This is a genomic window from Alcanivorax sp. NBRC 102024, assembly GCF_001602235.1.
Taxonomy (GTDB): domain Bacteria; phylum Pseudomonadota; class Gammaproteobacteria; order Pseudomonadales; family Alcanivoracaceae; genus Alcanivorax.
In genome coordinates, this window is record NZ_BDAS01000008.1 from 20,784 (window position 1) to 38,686 (window position 17,903).

Annotated in this window: 17 protein-coding genes; 10 read left to right on the plus strand and 7 right to left on the minus strand. The window is 59.3% G+C overall.

All coding sequences use genetic code 11. The features are described 5' to 3' along the window. Positions 1-59: 59 nt before the first annotated feature. Positions 60-920 carry a fructosamine kinase family protein gene (locus A0251_RS12605; protein ID WP_231874233.1) on the plus strand — a complete coding sequence of 287 codons (861 nt, stop codon included), beginning with the start codon at positions 60-62 and terminating at the stop codon, positions 918-920. A gap of 11 nt (positions 921-931) precedes the next feature. Further along, positions 932-2,047, plus strand: coding sequence for a 4-phosphoerythronate dehydrogenase (locus A0251_RS12610; protein WP_062817210.1), 1,116 nt, complete (start codon positions 932-934; stop codon positions 2,045-2,047). Here A0251_RS12610 and A0251_RS17525 read toward each other — a convergent pair. Then, positions 2,019-2,219, minus strand: a complete 201-nt coding sequence (locus A0251_RS17525) for a PA1571 family protein (RefSeq protein ID WP_348720684.1) — start codon at positions 2,217-2,219, stop codon at positions 2,019-2,021. The genes A0251_RS12610 and A0251_RS17525 overlap by 29 nt on opposite strands. Positions 2,220-2,292: 73 nt before the next feature. On the opposite strand from A0251_RS17525, the gene A0251_RS12615 reads away from it, so the two are divergent. Then, positions 2,293-3,435, plus strand: a complete 1,143-nt coding sequence (locus A0251_RS12615; protein WP_062817340.1) for an ATP-NAD kinase family protein — start codon at positions 2,293-2,295, stop codon at positions 3,433-3,435. Between the two features lie 141 nt (positions 3,436-3,576). On the opposite strand, the gene htpX is transcribed toward A0251_RS12615, so the two are convergent. Next, a complete protein-coding gene (gene htpX, locus A0251_RS12620; protein ID WP_062817211.1) occupies positions 3,577-4,473 on the minus strand; it encodes a protease HtpX in 897 nt (298 codons plus the stop codon). A gap of 123 nt (positions 4,474-4,596) precedes the next feature. Between htpX and A0251_RS12625 the strand changes: the two genes are divergently transcribed. After that, a complete protein-coding gene (locus A0251_RS12625) occupies positions 4,597-5,514 on the plus strand; it encodes a class I SAM-dependent methyltransferase (protein ID WP_063509037.1) in 918 nt (305 codons plus the stop codon). A 136-nt stretch (positions 5,515-5,650) separates the two neighbouring features. Here A0251_RS12625 and A0251_RS12630 read toward each other — a convergent pair whose 3' ends face one another. Both A0251_RS12630 and A0251_RS12635 read right to left on the minus strand, forming a co-directional pair. After that, positions 5,651-6,166 carry a hypothetical protein gene (locus A0251_RS12630; protein ID WP_062817213.1) on the minus strand — a complete coding sequence of 172 codons (516 nt, stop codon included), beginning with the start codon at positions 6,164-6,166 and terminating at the stop codon, positions 5,651-5,653. Between the two features lie 183 nt (positions 6,167-6,349). Next, positions 6,350-7,579, minus strand: coding sequence for a pyridoxal phosphate-dependent aminotransferase (locus A0251_RS12635; RefSeq protein ID WP_062817214.1), 1,230 nt, complete (start codon positions 7,577-7,579; stop codon positions 6,350-6,352). Between the two features lie 102 nt (positions 7,580-7,681). Here A0251_RS12635 and A0251_RS12640 point away from each other — a divergent pair, with 102 nt between their 5' ends. From A0251_RS12640 to djlA, 5 genes are all read left to right on the plus strand, one after another. Further along, a complete protein-coding gene (locus A0251_RS12640; RefSeq protein WP_082810892.1) occupies positions 7,682-8,350 on the plus strand; it encodes a DNA-3-methyladenine glycosylase I in 669 nt (222 codons plus the stop codon). An 87-nt stretch (positions 8,351-8,437) separates the two neighbouring features. Beyond that, entirely contained in the window at positions 8,438-10,351 is a 1,914-nt protein-coding gene (locus A0251_RS12645) for an FTR1 family protein (protein WP_062817341.1), read from the plus strand. Positions 10,352-10,496: 145 nt separating this feature from the next. Then, a complete protein-coding gene (locus tag A0251_RS12650; RefSeq protein ID WP_062817216.1) occupies positions 10,497-11,396 on the plus strand; it encodes an NAD(P)-dependent oxidoreductase in 900 nt (299 codons plus the stop codon). Further along, positions 11,396-12,178, plus strand: a complete 783-nt coding sequence (gene hyi, locus A0251_RS12655) for a hydroxypyruvate isomerase (RefSeq protein ID WP_062817217.1) — start codon at positions 11,396-11,398, stop codon at positions 12,176-12,178. Before A0251_RS12650 ends, hyi begins: the two co-directional genes overlap by 1 nt. Positions 12,179-12,181: 3 nt before the next feature. Beyond that, a complete protein-coding gene (djlA, locus tag A0251_RS12660; protein ID WP_062817218.1) occupies positions 12,182-13,000 on the plus strand; it encodes a co-chaperone DjlA in 819 nt (272 codons plus the stop codon). Positions 13,001-13,145: 145 nt separating this feature from the next. Here the strand turns inward: djlA and A0251_RS12665 are convergent, their stop codons facing one another. Then, positions 13,146-14,090, minus strand: a complete 945-nt coding sequence (locus A0251_RS12665; protein ID WP_062817219.1) for an oxygenase MpaB family protein — start codon at positions 14,088-14,090, stop codon at positions 13,146-13,148. A 358-nt stretch (positions 14,091-14,448) separates the two neighbouring features. Between A0251_RS12665 and A0251_RS12670 the strand changes: the two genes are divergently transcribed. Further along, positions 14,449-14,694, plus strand: coding sequence for a YdcH family protein (locus A0251_RS12670; RefSeq protein ID WP_062817220.1), 246 nt, complete (start codon positions 14,449-14,451; stop codon positions 14,692-14,694). A 101-nt stretch (positions 14,695-14,795) separates the two neighbouring features. On the opposite strand, the gene A0251_RS12675 is transcribed toward A0251_RS12670, so the two are convergent. Together A0251_RS12675 and A0251_RS12680 are read right to left on the minus strand one after the other, a co-directional pair. Next, positions 14,796-16,508: a ShlB/FhaC/HecB family hemolysin secretion/activation protein gene (locus A0251_RS12675; RefSeq protein WP_062817221.1), complete on the minus strand. Its 1,713-nt coding sequence runs from the start codon at positions 16,506-16,508 to the stop codon at positions 14,796-14,798. 90 nt (positions 16,509-16,598) lie between these two features. Further along, positions 16,599-17,873 (minus strand): hypothetical protein, encoded by a 1,275-nt coding sequence (locus A0251_RS12680; protein ID WP_062817222.1) that lies wholly within the window; start codon positions 17,871-17,873, stop codon positions 16,599-16,601. Positions 17,874-17,903: the final 30 nt, after the last annotated feature.

Genomic DNA, 17,903 nt, shown 5'->3' on the forward strand with positions numbered 1-17,903 from the left:
TATTGGCCGCGAGAGCCGATTTTGGTGGCTTCTATAGTCAAAGAGTTGCGTTTATTTTTATGAAATTACCTGTATTGCTGCAACAGGGGCTGAATGAAGCTGGCCTGGAGGGCAACTGGACCCTGACGCCGATGGCGGGGGGCGACACCGCCCGTAGCGCGATGCTCGAGGACGGAGAGAGCCGTTATTTCGTCAAACAGCATCGTAATCCCCTGTTGCTGGAGGCGGAAGCCCTCGGCCTGGAGACGCTGGCATCCACCCTGAGAGTTCCCCGGGTGGTGCATTGCCATTCGGCCCCGGAGGGCGGGGTGCTGATTCTTGAATACCTGGACATTGCCCCTCTCACTGGCAGTAGCCAGTGGATGGCCGCCGGATCAGCACTGGCCTGTCTGCACCGCACCGAGTGCCCGGCCCTCTATGGCAATCACCCGGACAACTTTATTGGCGGTAGCGCACAGAGCAATACGAGCCACAGCGACTGGGTGGCCTTTTTTGCCAACGAAAGACTGCTGCCCCAATGGCAACGGGCGCGGCAACGGGGGTTGCCGACCACGGCGGTTGAACGGACCGGGCAGGTCATTGACCAGCTGCACCGCTGGCTACCTTCCCGGCCACCCTGTGCCCGGCTCCATGGTGATCTCTGGCAGGGCAACCTGGGTCAGGTTAACGGCGAGCCGGTGTTCTACGATCCGGCCTGTTATCATGGCGACCCACAGGTGGACCTGGCCATGCTCAATCTGTTTGGTGGAGTGCCTGCAGCGTTCTTTGAGGGCTATCAGTCGGAGTCTGCCACGGTGTTGCAATACCGGGCCTGGCCAGTCTATGACCTGTACCATTGGCTGAATCACTACAACCTTTTTGGTGGCCAGTATGCCCGGGCAGTGGATGATACCGCCCGTCGTCTGCTGGCTGCCCGCTGACGGGAAAACCGATGCATATCGTTGCCGATGCCAATATGCCCGGGCTGGAGCCCTTTGCTGCCATGGGGGCCGTGACACGGGTGGAGGGGCGCAACCTGACCCGGCAGCAACTGGGGGACGCGGACGTCTTGTTGGTCCGCTCGGTGACCCGGGTGGATGCGGCGTTACTGGCAGGGTCCCGGGTCCGCTTTGTGGGCTCGGCAACCATTGGCACCGACCATGTGGACCTGACCTATCTGCAACAGCAGGGCATTCGTTTTGCGCATGCGCCGGGCTGTAACGCCCGGGCAGTGGCCGAGTATGTGCTGCAGGCGGTGCTGTTGCTCTGTCAGGCAGGCAACCGGTCACCCCGTGGCGCTTCGGTGGCAGTGGTGGGGTTGGGAAATGTGGGGCACCGGGTGGCGGACTGGCTGGCTGATCTGGGGATGCAGGTGCGTGCCTGTGACCCGCCGCTGGCAGAACAGGGCTACAGCGGCCCTTATCGTCTCGAATCCCTGGATGCCATACTCGATGCGGACCTGATTACCTTGCATGTGCCGCTGACAGACCGGGGTGACCATGCTACCCGGCATTTGCTGGATGCGGATCGGCTGGCGCGGTTATCAGCATCACAGATGTTGATCAACACCTGTCGGGGGCCCGTGATTGATAATCAGGCCCTGCTGGCAAGCCTGCAGGCGGGCCAGGGCCCGGCCACGATTCTGGATGTCTGGGAAAGTGAACCCCGGGTGCCGCCTTCGCTGTTTGAGCAGGTTCTGCTCGGCTCTCCGCATATTGCCGGATACAGCGCCGAGGGCAAGCTCAAGGGGTCCCAGATGCTTTATCTGGCGTTCTGTGACTGGCTGGGTGTGACGGCTGCCCCCGCTCCCCAGGCAGCAAGGAATGGCATTATCCGCCAGGCGGTGGCAAACGAAGAGGATTTGCTCAGGGTATTGCAGGTGGCATACCGGTTAGCAGTGGACCACCAGGCGCTGGGAAACAGCCTTGGTGCCGCGGAGCCGGCTACGGCCTTTGACCGGCTGCGCAAGGAATACCCGGTGCGCCACGAGCTTCATGACTGGTGCCACCAGGGTGAAATCGCCGCGCCCTGGCAACGGATCATGCGCCGGCTTTTTGCCCGGGATTGAGTGAACGGGCAGGGGGCTGCCAGCTCTTTTCCAGGCGCTGGAACGCCTGCTGGATCATCGCTTCGGTAATGGGAATTTCCCGGCCCTGCTCATCAATGATGGCTCCACCGTGGAAAGGATTGCCGGGTTGCTGGCTGTCGAGATTCATGGCTGCATCCCTGTAAATATGCATGATTAAGTTGTTTATTTAGGCGCTGGTCCCCGTGGACAGCAATGCCATTTTTGTATCTGGATATGACCGCTTTATGAAAGTCGACCAAAGTCTCTGCCTCGGTGTTCTGGTCAACCCCTACGCGGGCCTGGGTGGCAGCGTCGCCCTCAAGGGCAGTGATGGTGAGGCAACCCGCGAAGAGGCCCTGCGACGGGGTGCCAAGCCGCAGGCGCCCGCCAGAATGAGCCGTGCACTCAAGGCCCTGTCCGCTGCCCGAAACCTGACGGTGCTCACCTGGGCCGGCGAGATGGGCGAGGCAAGCTGCCGCGAAGCCGGATTGCCCTGTCAGGTCATCGGTGAGTCCGCCATGCCCAGCGGTCCCCAGGACACCCGCCGGGCTGCAGAAGCGCTGAAAAATGCCGGGGCGGAGCTGATCCTGTTCGCCGGCGGGGATGGTACTGCCCGGGATCTGGTGGATGCGGTGGGACAGGGAACCCCGGTGTTGGGGGTACCTGCCGGCTGCAAGATGCACTCTGCGGTTTACGCCATCAATCCGGAAGCGGCAGGCAGCCTGCTGACAGAACTGGCCAGCGGCGAACTGGTGGGTTTGCAACTGGCAGAAGTACGGGATATCGATGAGGACGCTTTCCGCGAGGGAGTTGTCCGTGCCCGTCATTATGGCGAGCTACAGGTTCCTGCCGAGGCCCGTTACCTGCAGCAGGTCAAGTGCGGAGGCCGGGAAGTGGAAGACCTGGTGGTGACGGAAGTGGCGGCCTGGATGGCGGATAACCTGGAAGACGACACCTATTACCTGATGGGCTCCGGTTCCACCGTGGCGCTGGTCATGGAGCAACTGGGTCTGGAAAACACCCTGCTGGGGGTGGATCTGGTCTACAACCACGAAGTGGTCGGTCGGGATCTGGGCGCCAGGGCCCTGCTGGAGGAAATCGGCGATGCCCCGGCCCGGGCGGTTATTACCGTGATCGGCGGCCAGGGGCATCTATTCGGCCGTGGCAACCAGCAATTCAGTCCGGCGCTCATTCGGCGCCTGGGCAAGGACAATATCCAGATACTGGCAACCCGCACCAAACTGAAGACGCTGGCAGGGCGACCACTGGTGGTGGATACCGGCGATGCAGAGCTCGACCGGGAGTTATGTGGGCTGTGGCCGGTGACGACCGGCTATGAAGATCAGGTGTTGTATCGGGTGAGTACAGAGGCAGTTAACAGTGAATAGTTAACAGTGAACAGCGCCGCGGAAGAGGTTGTCATGCTTTGGAATGCAAGAGGCCGCGCCCAAACCATGGGCGCGGCCTCTTGCGTCTCAGGAGCTAAGTGCGCTGATCGCGCACTGTTAACTATTAACTGTTCACTATCCTCAGCCGTGCCGCTTCTCCTGCAGGGCGGCAATCCGATCATCCAGCGGCGGGTGAGAAGCAAACAACGCTTTCAGGCCCTTGGCGAGGCCGGAGTTGATACCGAAGGCAACCAGGGTGTCGGGCATCTGGTTGGGCATCTGGGATTCCGCCTTCAGCCGTTGCAGGGCCGAGATCATGTCGCGGCGGTCTGCCAGCTGGGCGCCGGCCACATCGGCCCGGTATTCCCGGAAGCGCGAGAACCACATGACAATGGCGCTGGCAGCGATACCGAAGATGATCTCCGCCACGATCACCACAATGAAGTAACCGAAGCCCAGGCCGCCACCGCCGTCACGGCGCATGAAACTGTCCACCACATAGCCCACCACGCGGGCGGCAAAGATAACGAAGGTGTTCACCACGCCTTGTACCAGGCTCAGGGTAACCATGTCGCCATTGGCCACATGGCCGATTTCATGGGCCAATACCGCGCGCACTTCTTCCGGACGGAAGCGGGACAGCAGACCCTGGGAAACCGCTACCAGGGCGTCATTCTTGTTCCACCCGGTGGCAAAGGCATTGGATTGCTGGGCCGGGAAAATCCCCACTTCCGGCATCTTGATGCCAGCCTTGTCAGACAGCTCTTTGACGGTCTGCAGCAGCCACCGCTCCGCGTCATTGCCGGGTTGCTCGATGATCTTCACCCGCGCAGACCATTTGGCCATGGGCTTGGAGATCAACAGGGAAATCAGCGAGCCGGCAAAACCGAATACGGCACTGAAAATCAGCAGGCTGGTCAGGTCCAGCCCGGAACCGCTGGCGGCAAAATAGGAATTCACCCCGAGCAGGCTCAGAGTAATGCTGGCGACCACAATCACCGCCAGGTTAGTCAGCAGATAAAGCGCTATGCGCATCATCGTCGGTTATCTCCACGTCTCATCGGAACACTTGATTATGGGGGCGAAGGCCGTGAAGGCAAGGTATACTGCGCGGCAAACGTACCCGCCACATGCTCTCCCGGTCCTATGCATTCCTCCCAATTGTCAGACCTGCTTGCTCCGTATCTGGTTCCCCCCTCGCAGCCTCGCCATCGTCTTTTTCACGGCCGGGGGAAAACCGTACCCGCCCTGGAGTGGCTGACCGTCGATTGCTTCGCGCCGGTACTGGTCGCCACGGTATTCCGGTCCCAGGACGAGACCACCTTGCAGGAGCTGGAAAACTGTCTGACCGCAAGGCTGAACGACCTGGGTTGTGACACCCTGGTGATTCAGCATCGCTATGACGGCAAAGCCGACAATGTGCTGGTATGTGGTGAGCTGCCGGAGTCGCCCCTGGCGAAAGAGGATGGACTGGTCTACAAGCTGGATTTCCAGCGCGGACAGAATCTGGGTTTCTTTGCCGATATGGCGCAAGGGCGGCGCTGGATTCGTGAGCGCGCCGAGGGCAAGAAAGTCCTCAACCTGTTCAGCTTTACCTGCAGTTTTTCCGTGGCGGCCCTGGCCGGTGGTGCGGAATCGGTGGTGAATATTGATCTTTCCGATCCGGCGCTCAGGCTGGGGCAGCAGAACCACGGACTTAACGGGTTCGAGAATGCCAGGGTGCATTACCTGCCACACAACATTTTCCGTAGCTGGAAAAAACTCCACAGCCTGGGCCGTTACGACATTATCGTGATCGATCCACCCAGCGCCCAAAAAGGCAGTTTCATGGTCGAAAAAGACTATGCCAGGGTGTTGAAGAAGCTGCACAAACTGCTCGCTCCCGAAGCGGAAATTCTCGCCTGTGTGAATGCGCCGTGGCTGGATTATGGCTGGCTGGAAGCCTGTGTGGAGCAGAATCTGCCGGGAGCAGAGCGGGTAGGGCGTTTACCGGGGGCTCCGGGATTTGACGAAGTCGGGGAACCTGCGCTGAAGACGGTGCATTATCACTACCGGCGACCGGCAGAGCTCGATAGTTGAGACGGAGCGCTGGCTCCTGCATTTGCAACAGCTACCGTAGGGTGCACTGAGCCTAAGGCGAACTGCACCGATCCGGCGTTTGGTGGTGCAGTTCGCCTTAGGCTCAGTGCCCCTACGCATAGGCAACGGGCGGGGATTAAAAGCCGTCTTCGGTGGCGAAGGGCGGGCTGTCTTCCGGCTTCAGGAGATCGGCGAACTCTTCGGCTTGAACCGGTTCCGGCTGCCGTGACAGCAGATAGCGGACCACCGCTGTGGTTCGCACCGAATCCCGGGCACGAATGGCTTGCAGGAACTGTTCGGCCAGTGTCGCCTTTTCGTGCTTTACGGTGGCGGGCAAAGATGGATCGGGTTGCTCGAAACGCAACTGGCTGATGGCGGTCAACACTACGAAAGCCTTGTTGGTCAGTATCGCCTGCTCAATCCCTTCCTGAAAGATGGTCGCCTCATAGCGAAGCCAACCTTCTTCAGCCAGCCACATCATGGCGCCCAGGCAAGCCATGTGTCGGCTGCTGTGCAGCCCCACATCGTCCACTTCCGTCGGCCCGATAATATCTTCCACATACAACGCCCCGGGGCGCGGGAAGTTCATATACGCCTGCATGAGAATGCGGGCAACATCATGGCTGAAGTCGTCGATGTGCAGGTGTGACATGTTCAATGCTTCCAGGCAACTGCAGGAGTATCGCTGGCGGTGTGATAACGAGAGTTTCGCGTTGTGAGCAGCGGGTTTCGAAAGTCCAAACCTGAACAAATGGGAGCTTGATTTTCGCTTCTCGAAACTCGCACCTCGTTACTGGGTTATCGCGCCGCGAGCGACGCTCCTACAGGCGTTTTTTTATTTTTTTCGTACCCGATCAAGATAACGTGCAATCCGGCCGATGGAATCTTCCAGGTCGTCCACCCGGGGCAGGAACACCACGCGGAAGTGATCCGGCTCCGGCCAGTTGAAGGCGGTGCCCTGGACAATCAGTACCTTCTCTTCGCGCAGCAGGTCCAGTGCAAAGGCTTCATCGTCTTCAAACGGGAAGACCTTCGGATCCAGCTTCGGGAACAGGTACAGGGCGGATTTGGGTTTTACGCAACTGACACCGGGAATCGAGTCGAGCATTTCCCAGGCCAGATCCCGCTGGCGTCCCAGTCGCCCGGTGGGGAGCACCAGATCGCCAATGCTTTGATAGCCGCCCAGGGCTGTCTGGATGGCATGCTGGCTGGGCACGTTGGCGCACAGGCGCATGCTGGCGAGCATATCCAGGCCTTCGATATAGCTCTCTGCCCGGTGTTTGGCGCCTGAGATCACCATCCAGCCGGCGCGGAAACCGGCGGCGCGATAATTCTTGGACAGGCCGTTGAAGGTGATAAAGAGAAGATCGTCGGCCATGGAGGCGATCGAGGTGTGCTCTTCGCCGTCGTAGAGAATTTTGTCGTAGATCTCGTCGGCAAACACGATCAGGTTGTTTTCCCGGGCAATCTGCAGCAGCTCTTGCAGCATGGCCGGTTCGTAGTTGGCGCCGGTGGGATTGTTCGGGTTGATGATCACCAGGGCCTTGGTGTTCTTGTTCACCTTGGCACGGATATCTTCCAGTGACGGTTGCCAGTCTTGCTGCTCATCACACAGATAGTGAACCGGGGTGCCACCGGACATGCGCACGGCCGCGGTCCAGAGTGGGTAGTCCGGTGCCGGCAACAACACTTCATCACCGCTGTTGAGCAGCGCCTGCATGGACATGACGATCAATTCGGAAACACCGTTGCCGATGATCACATCATCCACGGTGACGCCTTCGATGCCTTTGGTCTGGGTGAACTGCATCACCGCCTTGCGGGCCGGGAACAACCCTTTGGAGTGACAGTAGCCGGTGGATTCCGGCAGATTGCTGATCACGTCCTGAAGCAGCTCTTCCGGAGCCTCGAAGCCAAATGGGGCCGGGTTGCCGATGTTCAGTTTGATCACCCGGTGACCTTCGTCTTCCAGGCGGTGGGCTTCACGCAGCACCGGGCCGCGGATGTCGTAACATACGCCGCGTAATTTGTCGGATTTGTTGACGTGGTATTGGTCGATGGTCATGCCGGTCCCGTTGAATTGGATAGAGCCAAGAGGCTGATTCTACAATGTCCCCAAATTACTGTATATCGAGTCACTACAAACGATATGGAACTGGAGCAGCCCGTGACCCCATTCAAGGATTTGCTGGCCCTGGCGGTAACCCGCAAGGGCTCCCTGAAAGCCGTAAAAGGACAGTTGCCGACTGTGGCAGATGCGGGCCTGCTGCGCAGCCGGGATGATGCCTTCTACCTGTCGGCGCTGACCCGCCGCATTTTCCGGGCCGGCCTCAAGCACTCTTTGGTGGACAATAAATGGCCGGCGTTCGAGGAGGCCTTTTTCGGCTTTGATCCGGAAAAACTGGTGCTGATGCCCGACACCATGCTGGATGAGCGCATGCAGGACACGCGTCTGATCCGTCATTGGGGAAAAATGAAAGCCATCCGTCACAATGCCCAGCTGGTGCTGGACCTGGCGGAGGAGTACGGCAGCGTTGGCAACTGGCTGGCGGATTGGCCCGCCGATGACACCGTGGGCATGTGGCTGCTACTCAAAAAACGCGGTAAACAGCTGGGGGGCAACTCCGGGGCGGCTTTTCTGCGCATGGTGGGGCGCGATACCTGGTATCCCACCGGGGATGTGATTGCCGCCCTCAAGGCCCAAAACATCATCGATAAACCGCCGGCCAGCCAGCGAGACCAACGGGCCGCCCAGGCGGCGTTCAATTCCTGGCAGCAGGAAAGTGGCTGGCCCCAGGCGCATATCAGCAAGGTACTGGCCTTTACCATCGGTTAACAGGATTCCGGGGGAGTGGTGCGGTTGATGGCAGGGGGTATTTAAATGATAATGCCTCTCCTTTTCATCGTGAACCCGGTTCATTTTATGGTTTTTTTTCCCGCCAAAGTGCGTATTCCCGCGCTGCTCCTGTCCGTTCTGTTTCTTTGCCTGCCCGCCTATGCCAGCAACCAGACCGCCCTGGTGCAGTTGGTGGAATACGTGGGGGCGGATTACATCAATGCGGTGGTGGAAGGCGAAATTGTCAGCCCGGAAGAGTATGCCGAGATGGAGGAGTTCACGGCCCTGTTGGCGGAAGGCGTGGCGCAGCTGCCGGATGCGGATGGCAAGCAAGACCTGCAGAGACAGGCGGAAGCATTGCAACAGGCGGTGACCGACAAGGCGGGAGAGCCCCGTATCAAGACGCTGGCCCAGTCCATTCGTGCCACCCTGGTTTCAGTTTACGGCATCCCGGTGTCGCCAAAAGCCGCGCCGGATCTGGATCGTGCTGCCACGCTGTATCAAACCCAGTGCGCCGCCTGCCATGGCCCGGAAGGTCGGGGAGATGGTCCCGCGGGTGCGGCAATGGAGCCGGCGCCCACCGATTTTACCGACCTGGCCCGCTACAACGGTCGCTCACTGCTGGGGCTGCACACAACCATCACCCAGGGGGTAGATGGCACGGGTATGGCCGCCTACGGCGACACCCTCAGTGACGAGGATCGCTGGGCCCTGGCGTTCTACGTGGGGGCAAAGGCGGTCAGCGAGGAGATGGCGGAAACCGGCAAAACCGCGTTCAACCGGATTCCCGGCATGAAGACCTCCCTCTCTCTGGATACGCTGGTAGCGCAGGCTCCGGAAGATGTGCTGAAAGAGCAGGGTGAGCAGGCCTATGCGGCGCTGGGCTATCTGCGTCGGCAGCCATCCGCGTTGTTCAATCAAAACCGCTTTATTGCCCTGAGTGATGCCCGTTTGAAAGAGGCCGGGCAGGCGTATGCGAACGGTGATCGTCAGCGGGCAAGGAGTGCGGCGTTGTCCGCCTATCTGGACGGGTTCGAGATGATCGAGCAGCAGTTGGCCGCGGTGGATGGGGACCTGATGCGCCGGGCCGAGACGGATTTCATGGCCGTGCGGGAAGCCATTGATCGCAACCAGGGGGCAGAGCGCGTCAGCGAGCGGGTGGCGACAGCCCGTACCTCCCTGGCGGAAGCCACGGAAGCGCTGTCCGGTGACGGCCTCAGTCCGGCAGCCACATTCTCCGCCAGCTTTTTTATTCTGTTCCGTGAAGGTCTGGAAGCCCTGTTGGTGGTGGCGGCTCTGCTCACGTTCACCCGCAAGGCCAATGCCACAAACGCCACCCGGCATATCCATCTTGGCTGGATGGCGGCGTTGCTCGCTGGCGGCCTCACCTGGTATGCGGCCAACTCCCTGATCACTTTCAGCGGTGCCTCCCGGGAAATGACCGAAGGGGTGGCCGGGGTGGTCGCCGCGTTGATCCTGTTTTACGTGGGTTTCTGGATGCACAGCAACAGCAATAGCCAGAAATGGCTGGGTTACATCCGCAACAAGGTGGACGATGCCCTGGGCAGAGGAACCGTCTGGGTGTTGACCTTCGTTGCCTTTATTTCGGTGTATCGGGAAATCTTCGAGACCATCCTGTTTTACCAGGCCCTGTGGAGTCAGGTGACCTCGGCCACCCAGGCCTTTCTCTTTTACGGTATTGCGGCGGCGGTGGCATCTCTGGCAGTGGTCTGCGTCCTGTTCTTCCGTGTTGGCATGAGGCTGCCACTGAGCCTGTTCTTCCGGGTGACCAGTCTGGTGTTGCTGGTGCTCTCGGTGGTGCTGCTGGGTCGAGGTATTGCTGCCCTCCAGGAAGCCGGTGTATTGAGTGCCTACTACCTGGGCGTCCCTACCATCGAGTGGCTGGGATTCTTCCCCACCGTGCAGGGAGTCGCGGCTCAGGTGCTTGCGGTACTGCTCGGTGTGGTGTTGTGGTTGCGAGGCAACCAGCGGCAGGAATGACGATAGGAATGCTGGCAGGGGTGCCACATCCGCCGTAATCAGGAATAATTGCCCCCAGTCCATTCAGGAGCGCCAGGTTTGGCGTTCCCGAGATTTTTTCTGTCGCATGTGCCCCGGGCCATGTGCTCTGTCAATCGGCTTTCCCATGTCACAACCTGCGATCAGTTTTCTTGGTGTTGGCCTGATGGGGGCGCCCATGGTGGCGCGCCTGTTGGAGGCCGGCTTTTCCCTGACACTCTGGAACCGGACACCCGCAAAAGCGCAGGTGTTCTCCGGTCGTGCGCGCCTCGCGTCGAGCCCGTCGGAAGCCGTCGCCGGCGCGGATGTGGTCATTACCATGCTCGAAAGTGGCCAGGTGGTGGATCAGGTGCTTTACCAGAGTGGCGCAATTCGTCAGCTTCGGCAGGGCGCGCTGGTGATTGACATGAGCTCAATCGAACCGGGGCTGGCCCGGGGCCATGGGGCCCAGGTGGAAGCACTGGGTGGTGGATACCTGGATGCTCCGGTGTCCGGCGGCACCCGGGGGGCACAGGCGGGTACGCTGTCGATCATGGTGGGGGGGAGTGACGAGACCTTTGTGCGGGCGGCGGCGGTCTTTCAGCCTTTGGGGACAGTGACCCATATCGGCCCCGTGGGCAGCGGCCAACTGGCCAAACTGGCCAATCAGGCCATCGTTGGCATCACGATCGGGGCGGTTTCCGAAGCCCTGTTGCTGGCGGCGAAAGGTGGAGCAAGACCGGAAAAAGTCCGTGAGGCCCTGCTGGGTGGTTTTGCCGGCAGCAAGATTCTGGAACAGCATGGCGAGCGCATGCTGCAGCGTGATTTTGCCCCCGGAGCACCGGCCCGGATTCAGCTCAAGGACCTGCGCATGATCCTTGATGAGGCGCGCAGTGAGGGGCTTACCTTGCCGCTCAGCCAGCGTGTGTTCGAGCAGTACCGGGCCCTGTTGGCCAGCGGCAATGGCGAAGTCGACCATAGCGGCCTGTTGCTGGAACTGGAGCGGCTCAATGGCGTCCGACTTGGCAGCGCTGACGAGGAAAGCTGATGCCAAGATTTGCTGCCAACCTGTCCCTGTTATTCACTGAGCTGCCGTTTCTGGATCGCTTTGCTGCCGCCGCAGAAGCGGGGTTTCAGGGGGTGGAGTACCTGTTTCCCTATGACTGGCCGGCTGACACTCTGGCAGCAAGGTTGAAGGCGCACTCTCTTACCCAGGTACTGTTCAACCTGCCGCCGGGAGACTGGCAGGCCGGTGAGCGAGGCATTGCCTGCCTGCCAGACCGGGTGGAGGAATTTCGAGAAGGCGTCATTCAGGCTCTGGAATACGCGCAGGCACTGGGTTGCCAGCGGATTAATTGCCTGGCCGGAATTCGACCTGCCTCCCTGCCTGATGAGGTGGCGTTTCAGACCCTGGTCGATAACCTGCGTTTTGCCGCTGATCTTCTGGCAGCCCAGGGGCACATCCTGACCGTGGAAGCGATCAATTCGAAAGTGGATATGCCCGGATTCTTTCTGGATACTTCCCTGAAAGCCATGGCGGCCATCAACGAAGCAGGGCGGGACAATATCCGTTTGCAGTTCGATTTGTACCACATGCAAATCATGGAGGGTGACCTGTGCCGTTCCCTTTCACGACTTTGTCCCCATATAGGACATATTCAGTTCGCCGACAATCCGGGACGTCATGAACCGGGAACCGGCGAAATTCATTTTGATACGGTGTTTGCCCATCTTGATGGCCTCGATTATCAGGGCTGGGTCAGTGCGGAATATCGCCCGCAACGGGACACCAAGACCAGCCTGGGCTGGTTCAGACCACGGATTGACTGATTCATGATGCAACTTAACTGGGGCGGCAAAATTATTCTCGGTCTGCTCGGGATGCTGGTGGGGGGTCCCATCGGCCTGGGCATCGGCCTGTTTGTTGGCCACATGCTCGACAAGGGCGCGGCCCAGGTGCAAAACGTTCGCCCGCAGCAGGCACAAGTCCAGAAAGCCCTGTTTGATACGGTGTTTTCCATCATGGGACATCTGGCCAAGGCGGATGGCCGGGTCAGCGAGGATGAAATCGCCCAGGCCCGGGCGGTGATGGACCGCATGCAGCTCAATGAGGAACAGCGCCGCGAAGCCATCGCCCTGTTCAATCGTGGCAAGGAGGCGGATTTCCCGCTGGATGCCACCGTGGCTGACTTCGCCAACACCGTAAAACACCGCAAGCAGCTTATCCTGGTGCTGCTGGAGATACTGTTGCAGGTGGCGCTGGCAGACGGACAGATTGATCAGGCGGAAGAGGCGATACTGGTGCGGGTAGCTGAGGGGCTGGGAGTGCCGCGTGCCCAGTTCCAGCAGATTCTCAATATGCTGCTGGCCCAGGCCCAGTTTTCCGGCGCTGGCCGCGCCCATCGGGGCGGGCAGGGCGCTGCGGGACCCTCACGGCCCTCGCTGGGGCAGGCTTACCAGGTACTGGGAGTGACCGGGTCGGCGTCCAATCAGGAGATCAAGAAGGCCTATCGCAAGCTGATGAGTGAGCATCATCCGGACAAGCTGGCAGCCAAAGGGGTGCCGGAAGAGATGATCCGCATGGCCACGGACAAGACAGCGGAAATCAGCAAGGCCTACGACATGATCAAGGATAGCCGCGGTTTTAAATAGGCGGCCCACAACACGCAAGACGCCCACGGTTGGAGCTTTGCTTGCAAAGCGAATGTTCCAGCAACGACGTTGCTTTCATCCTTCGCTTTGCAAGCAAAGCTCCAACGGTTATCCGCCGCCTGCAGCGTGAAGCCTGTTGCGTCTCTCAATAACTCACGCTGGGTAACCGATCCACTTTCGGGATCGACCAGCCGCTGTTCACCAGATCGCTTTCTCCTGTCCACCATCGGTTGAGCAGCCGGGTGGCGAGGTCAGCACGGGCCCGACCGCCAAGGCGCTGGCTGGCCTCGTGATAGGCGGGCTGGTAGCGCAGTCGCGGTGGCAAACGGCGGGTAATATCCATCAATTTTTTCAGGTGTTTCTGGTAGGCGCGATGGCTGTCCAACCCGGTTTGCGGCAGGCGGAATGTCTGCCTCAGAAACTCGGGAATCTGGAACGATGCCAGCGGCAGATACTGGCCGTAGGGCAGACGGCCCGGGTAGCCCTGTTCACGGATCAGATCATGGCCAAGTTGACGGCGCCGGTCACTGACCGGCCCGGAATGGTTGAGACGCCGCTGCCACCAGCGGCGATATGCGTGCCAGTCCGCAGGGCGCCGGTTTTCAGGAATCCCCATGACCTGGGCCAGTAGCATGGTTTCCTCGAACAGCCGTTCCTGATGAGCGGAATTCAGCGGCTCAATCACTTCCTGATAGACCAGCAGACAGGAATCCATCCACGCCGACAGGGCATACAGCAGGGTTTCGCTGTCTTCCACATCAAACAAGGTTTTGCGCCGCATGCGGGGGCTGTCCAGTGCCAGTAAGGCCTGGTCCAGATTGCCAAACACCAACCTCAGCATGAAGACCTGGGTATGCTGAATCCGCTGTACCAGATCGTGGGGGTTGGCCAGTAACTGGGACAGCCGGCTGTCCGCCAGGGCCAGCAAGGCCACCCGACCCTGGGCCAGTGAAGTGAGGTTTTCGCGCATCAGTTGCCAGCAGATAGAGCCGGGGCCAAACAGACCCGCATCGGGATGCTGGCACTGTTCGCTAGCCTGGATCAGGCCTTCCTGGAAATGGTCGCGGGTCAGTAATTGCGGTAACGCCATGTGCACGCCTCCTTTGTGCAGTGTGGGTTCCCACTACCACCGAACTGCCGGTGACAACGTAGTGTCTTGGAGATCCTCTGCGTCACGCCTTTGGGCCTGAAGTCCTGGCAGGATCTGGAGGCGCTGCTGCTGTGTTTTGTCGTCACGGGCAGAGCCGTTTTCCTTCGCTGGCGACCAAACCGGGCAGATGAGGGCGGACTCAGAGGCTCCTTTTCATCTTACGAGCCTGTCTGATTGAATCTAATCGGGAAATGTGGTGATTTAATGATGTATGGGAACAGTGGCGCAGTTTTTTGTGTCAGAGGGTTAGAGGTGTTCCTACCGGGTTACTCAACGTTACGGCAAAGGAGTCAGTTCCATGCTGGGAGAGAATCACAGTATCCATCACGAATTTCCGGATCAGCGCCAGAAGATTGATGAACTGGTGAGCAATGATCCCGCTTTTCGTGCGTTGGTGGCAGATCATGACAAACTGGATAAACAGATTCGGGGTCTGGAAATGCGTGAAAGCCCCATTGCCGACTTGGACATGGAACGCTTGAAGCGGGAAAGAATTCGATTGAAGGATGAGGTGTACCATCGTCTCAATAATGGCGCGGGTTAATCTGAATATGTTACGGATTGGATAAAGCCACTCGTTGCGAGTCACGAGGTACGAGCTTTGAAAAATACGGCGTTCGCTCCTCGTAACTCGCTTCTCGCAACCTAGAAATCCACCCTTCCTGTCACAATGAACTGGACATCGTCCACCTGATCCTGGTCCACCAGCGGTGCCGCCACATCCAGGTGTAGCACCCGATCCACACGAAACTTGCTGGGACTAAGCCGCAGGCCCAGCCCTGCATTGGCCAGCGTGCTACCGCGGGGTTGGCCCTGTTCCCAGGCCTGCCCGGCATCCACATAAACGGCACCGCCCACATAGGCCAGATTGAAAATCTGCCAGTTGGTAAAACGGCGTCGCTCCACGGAGAACACCCAGCGGCGATCGCCGCGTTGGTAGTCAGTGGGATAGCCGCGCAGATTGTCGTTACCGCCAATGGTCAGTTGTTCGTCCTGCCGCAAATTACTGCCGGCATCCAGATTGAGCCGGGCAAACCAGCGATTGTTCTGGTTCAGGAAATAATAGTAATTCAGGCTCCCGCCGTAGAGCGTGCTGACAAAGTCGTCATCCTCATAGCGACCACCGGCAGACAGACCGCTGCGGAAGAGATGGTGCTGTCGTACAAAGCGGGTATTGCTGGTGCTCAGATTGAAAACCACCGATTCCGCATTACTGCCCAGGGATTCGCTGGCATGACCCACGCGCACGAAGTGATACCAGCCCAGTCGGATATCTTCCTGGCGCTGGGCGCGATTCAGGTTCGAGGCCACCAGATGCCTGTTTTCCTGATACTCCCAGGATAACCAGGGGTAAACACGGCGCTCATCCTCGGGCAGGGAGGTGGTTTCACCGGGGACATCACTGAAGCGCTCTTCCTCGTCGGTGATACCCAGGCGCCAACGGCTGACCGCGCTGTCCTGAACCCCGGGGGACCAACCCACAAAGACGTCGTAACGGTTGTCCTCCAGACGATAGCGGTTCACGGTCTGGTCATTCTCCTCGATACGCTCGAGCAGATTTTCCCGTTGCACATCGAGGCCTGCAGACCAGCGGCTATTGAGTTGATAAAAGGGGCGAAGCAGGCCGCCGGAAAGGGACTCCCCATCGCTGGCGTTGGTATAGCTGAGATTCAGCTGCACCCGGGCAGGCAGTAATGGATTGCGGTAACTGAAGAAGTGGCCGCTGCGATCGGCATCATCGAAGTAGCCGGTGGCCACCCGCTGGCCCGTGCCCAGCAGGTTGCTCTCGGTAAAGCCGGCACTGGTGCTGTCATCGCCCCCGGAACGGGATGCCGAAGCAGAAGGGGAAAAGGTCCAGACATCCCGAACCACGACCAGCAGGTCAATACGATCTGCACAAACCCGGTGAGGCACGATCATCGCATCCACCAGGTAATCATTACGGCGCAAAAGCCGCTCGTTCTCACGGATGTGATCCCGGTCGAGGGGGTCGCCGGGACTCACGATCATCTGTTTTTCGAGGGTCGTCTCCCGCGTTTCGATATGCAGAAAATTGGCCGCACGGTACAGCCAATTATTCTCTGCGGGATCGTCCTCATTGAAGATGGGCAGCACCCTGTAGTGAATCTCGCCAATGGCGCGTCCCTGATAAAGGCCGAAATCCACGCTCTGACGGGTTTCAACAAACTCGAACAGGGACGGGTCACCCAGATCATAGATCAGTTCACAGCGATCATCAGGAAGGGGGGACGCCCAGATCTGCAACGACCAGAGCAAAAGGGCAGCTGCCAGCCAGAAAGGACGAAAGCCGGCCCGGGAGAGTTGTTTCCGCTGCGTGCCGGGACACAGTGCCTGCATGAACGAACGCCTGACCGGGAGAGTCTTCACTCTACAAACCCCATGGCGCTAATGACAAGTCGTGGTGTGCCGTCCGTGGCAATTTTCATGCTATTTTAATTTCAGACGAGTGTGCGGGTTATCCAGTTGCTGGTTGGCATAGTCGCCGGGCGCCAGCCCATGGCTGTCCTTGCTGAAGTACAGGCGGGTGACGAAATAAAACTCTTTGCCAAACGGAATATCGGTCAGTGAAAACCCCACATTGGGAAGCTGGCCGGCAAATCGTTCCGGCTCATTGGCCAGTGACGCATCGTCCTGATAGAGCAGGCGGGCAGGGGTATCAAAGCCTTTCAGGAAGGCCAGCTGGGCTAGCAAGTCGAAGCCCCGGCCGGTGCTGAACCAGATCCAGTTATCGCCTTTCAGCGGCTGATCGAGCATGGCGTTTTCCGCATCCGAGAGTCGCCCATCAGTGATGGCCACATGATTACCGGTCCAACTGGTCATTAGCTGACTGTCATAGAGCCCGTTGCCGTCCAGGGAGATATCCAGTGCGGGCCGTTTCACGACGGTTTCTGCAATACCCGGCAGGGTAAAGCGGCTGTGTATCTCCACCTGCTTGGGCATTACCAGAAAATAGTTGTTGATACGCAACACAGGAACCCTGGCCACGGTCACCGAGGTTGAGGCGTAGACCAGTGAGGCCAGGGGGCCGTTGATCACCTGTTTGACCTTGGGATCCAGGTTGTTGTTGTTCAGGGTAACCCGGTTGTTTTCGCCGAACAGGCCCGCACTGAGCCGTAATTTGAGAGTATCGAGAATACTCTGCCTCTCACCGTTTTCACCCTCAAAGCCGCGGAAGTAGAAATCGCTCCATTTGAACAAATTCCCGTCTGCCATACTCAGGGCGTAGTCCGTGCTTTTGATGGTCATGGATTGCGCGTCGAACTGCACGTAGCGGTCGGTATTCTGCAGATAGGCGTTTTTCACCAGATAGAAAAAGCGGGTTTCGCCGGCTTGTTCCACGGCCAGCTCAGCGGCGACTTGCTCGGTGACCGGACCGTCCAGGGGTTGGCCGCCATCCTCGAAACGTAGCAGCAGCCGGTCCTCGGCATCGATACGGGCTGGATCCCCCACCGGGTCGGTGCTGTCGTCCTGTTCAAAATAGGGGTAACCCTGCTTCGACCACTGCACCCACTGGTGGGGGACGGGTGCCAGTCGGCCATCCTGCATGGCGAAGAACGAATACAGACCGTTCTGTTTGCCATGCAGTGCTTTGAAGCTCTCGCCGGTGAGCGTAATGATCTGGGCATGCAGGGAGCCGGACATTGCCGACAGCAGCAGGGCAACTATTACCGTAGATATCGGCAAGTATTTATTATTCTTCATTTTTACATCACTGGGCCGGTACAACCTTAC

Coding starts and splice junctions, on each gene's coding strand:
- A0251_RS12680 (WP_062817222.1), bottom strand. CDS start 17,873: ATGAAGAATAATAAATACTTGCCGATATCTACGGTAATAGTTGCCCTG.
- A0251_RS17525 (WP_348720684.1), bottom strand. CDS start 2,219: ATGCATATTTACAGGGATGCAGCCATGAATCTCGACAGCCAGCAACCC.
- hyi (WP_062817217.1), top strand. CDS start 11,396: ATGCCAAGATTTGCTGCCAACCTGTCCCTGTTATTCACTGAGCTGCCG.
- A0251_RS12610 (WP_062817210.1), top strand. CDS start 932: ATGCATATCGTTGCCGATGCCAATATGCCCGGGCTGGAGCCCTTTGCT.
- A0251_RS12665 (WP_062817219.1), bottom strand. CDS start 14,090: ATGGCGTTACCGCAATTACTGACCCGCGACCATTTCCAGGAAGGCCTG.
- A0251_RS12615 (WP_062817340.1), top strand. CDS start 2,293: ATGAAAGTCGACCAAAGTCTCTGCCTCGGTGTTCTGGTCAACCCCTAC.
- djlA (WP_062817218.1), top strand. CDS start 12,182: ATGATGCAACTTAACTGGGGCGGCAAAATTATTCTCGGTCTGCTCGGG.
- A0251_RS12630 (WP_062817213.1), bottom strand. CDS start 6,166: ATGTCACACCTGCACATCGACGACTTCAGCCATGATGTTGCCCGCATT.
- A0251_RS12670 (WP_062817220.1), top strand. CDS start 14,449: ATGCTGGGAGAGAATCACAGTATCCATCACGAATTTCCGGATCAGCGC.
- A0251_RS12605 (WP_231874233.1), top strand. CDS start 60: ATGAAATTACCTGTATTGCTGCAACAGGGGCTGAATGAAGCTGGCCTG.
- A0251_RS12650 (WP_062817216.1), top strand. CDS start 10,497: ATGTCACAACCTGCGATCAGTTTTCTTGGTGTTGGCCTGATGGGGGCG.
- A0251_RS12635 (WP_062817214.1), bottom strand. CDS start 7,579: ATGACCATCGACCAATACCACGTCAACAAATCCGACAAATTACGCGGC.
- A0251_RS12645 (WP_062817341.1), top strand. CDS start 8,438: ATGGTTTTTTTTCCCGCCAAAGTGCGTATTCCCGCGCTGCTCCTGTCC.
- A0251_RS12675 (WP_062817221.1), bottom strand. CDS start 16,508: ATGCAGGCACTGTGTCCCGGCACGCAGCGGAAACAACTCTCCCGGGCC.
- htpX (WP_062817211.1), bottom strand. CDS start 4,473: ATGATGCGCATAGCGCTTTATCTGCTGACTAACCTGGCGGTGATTGTG.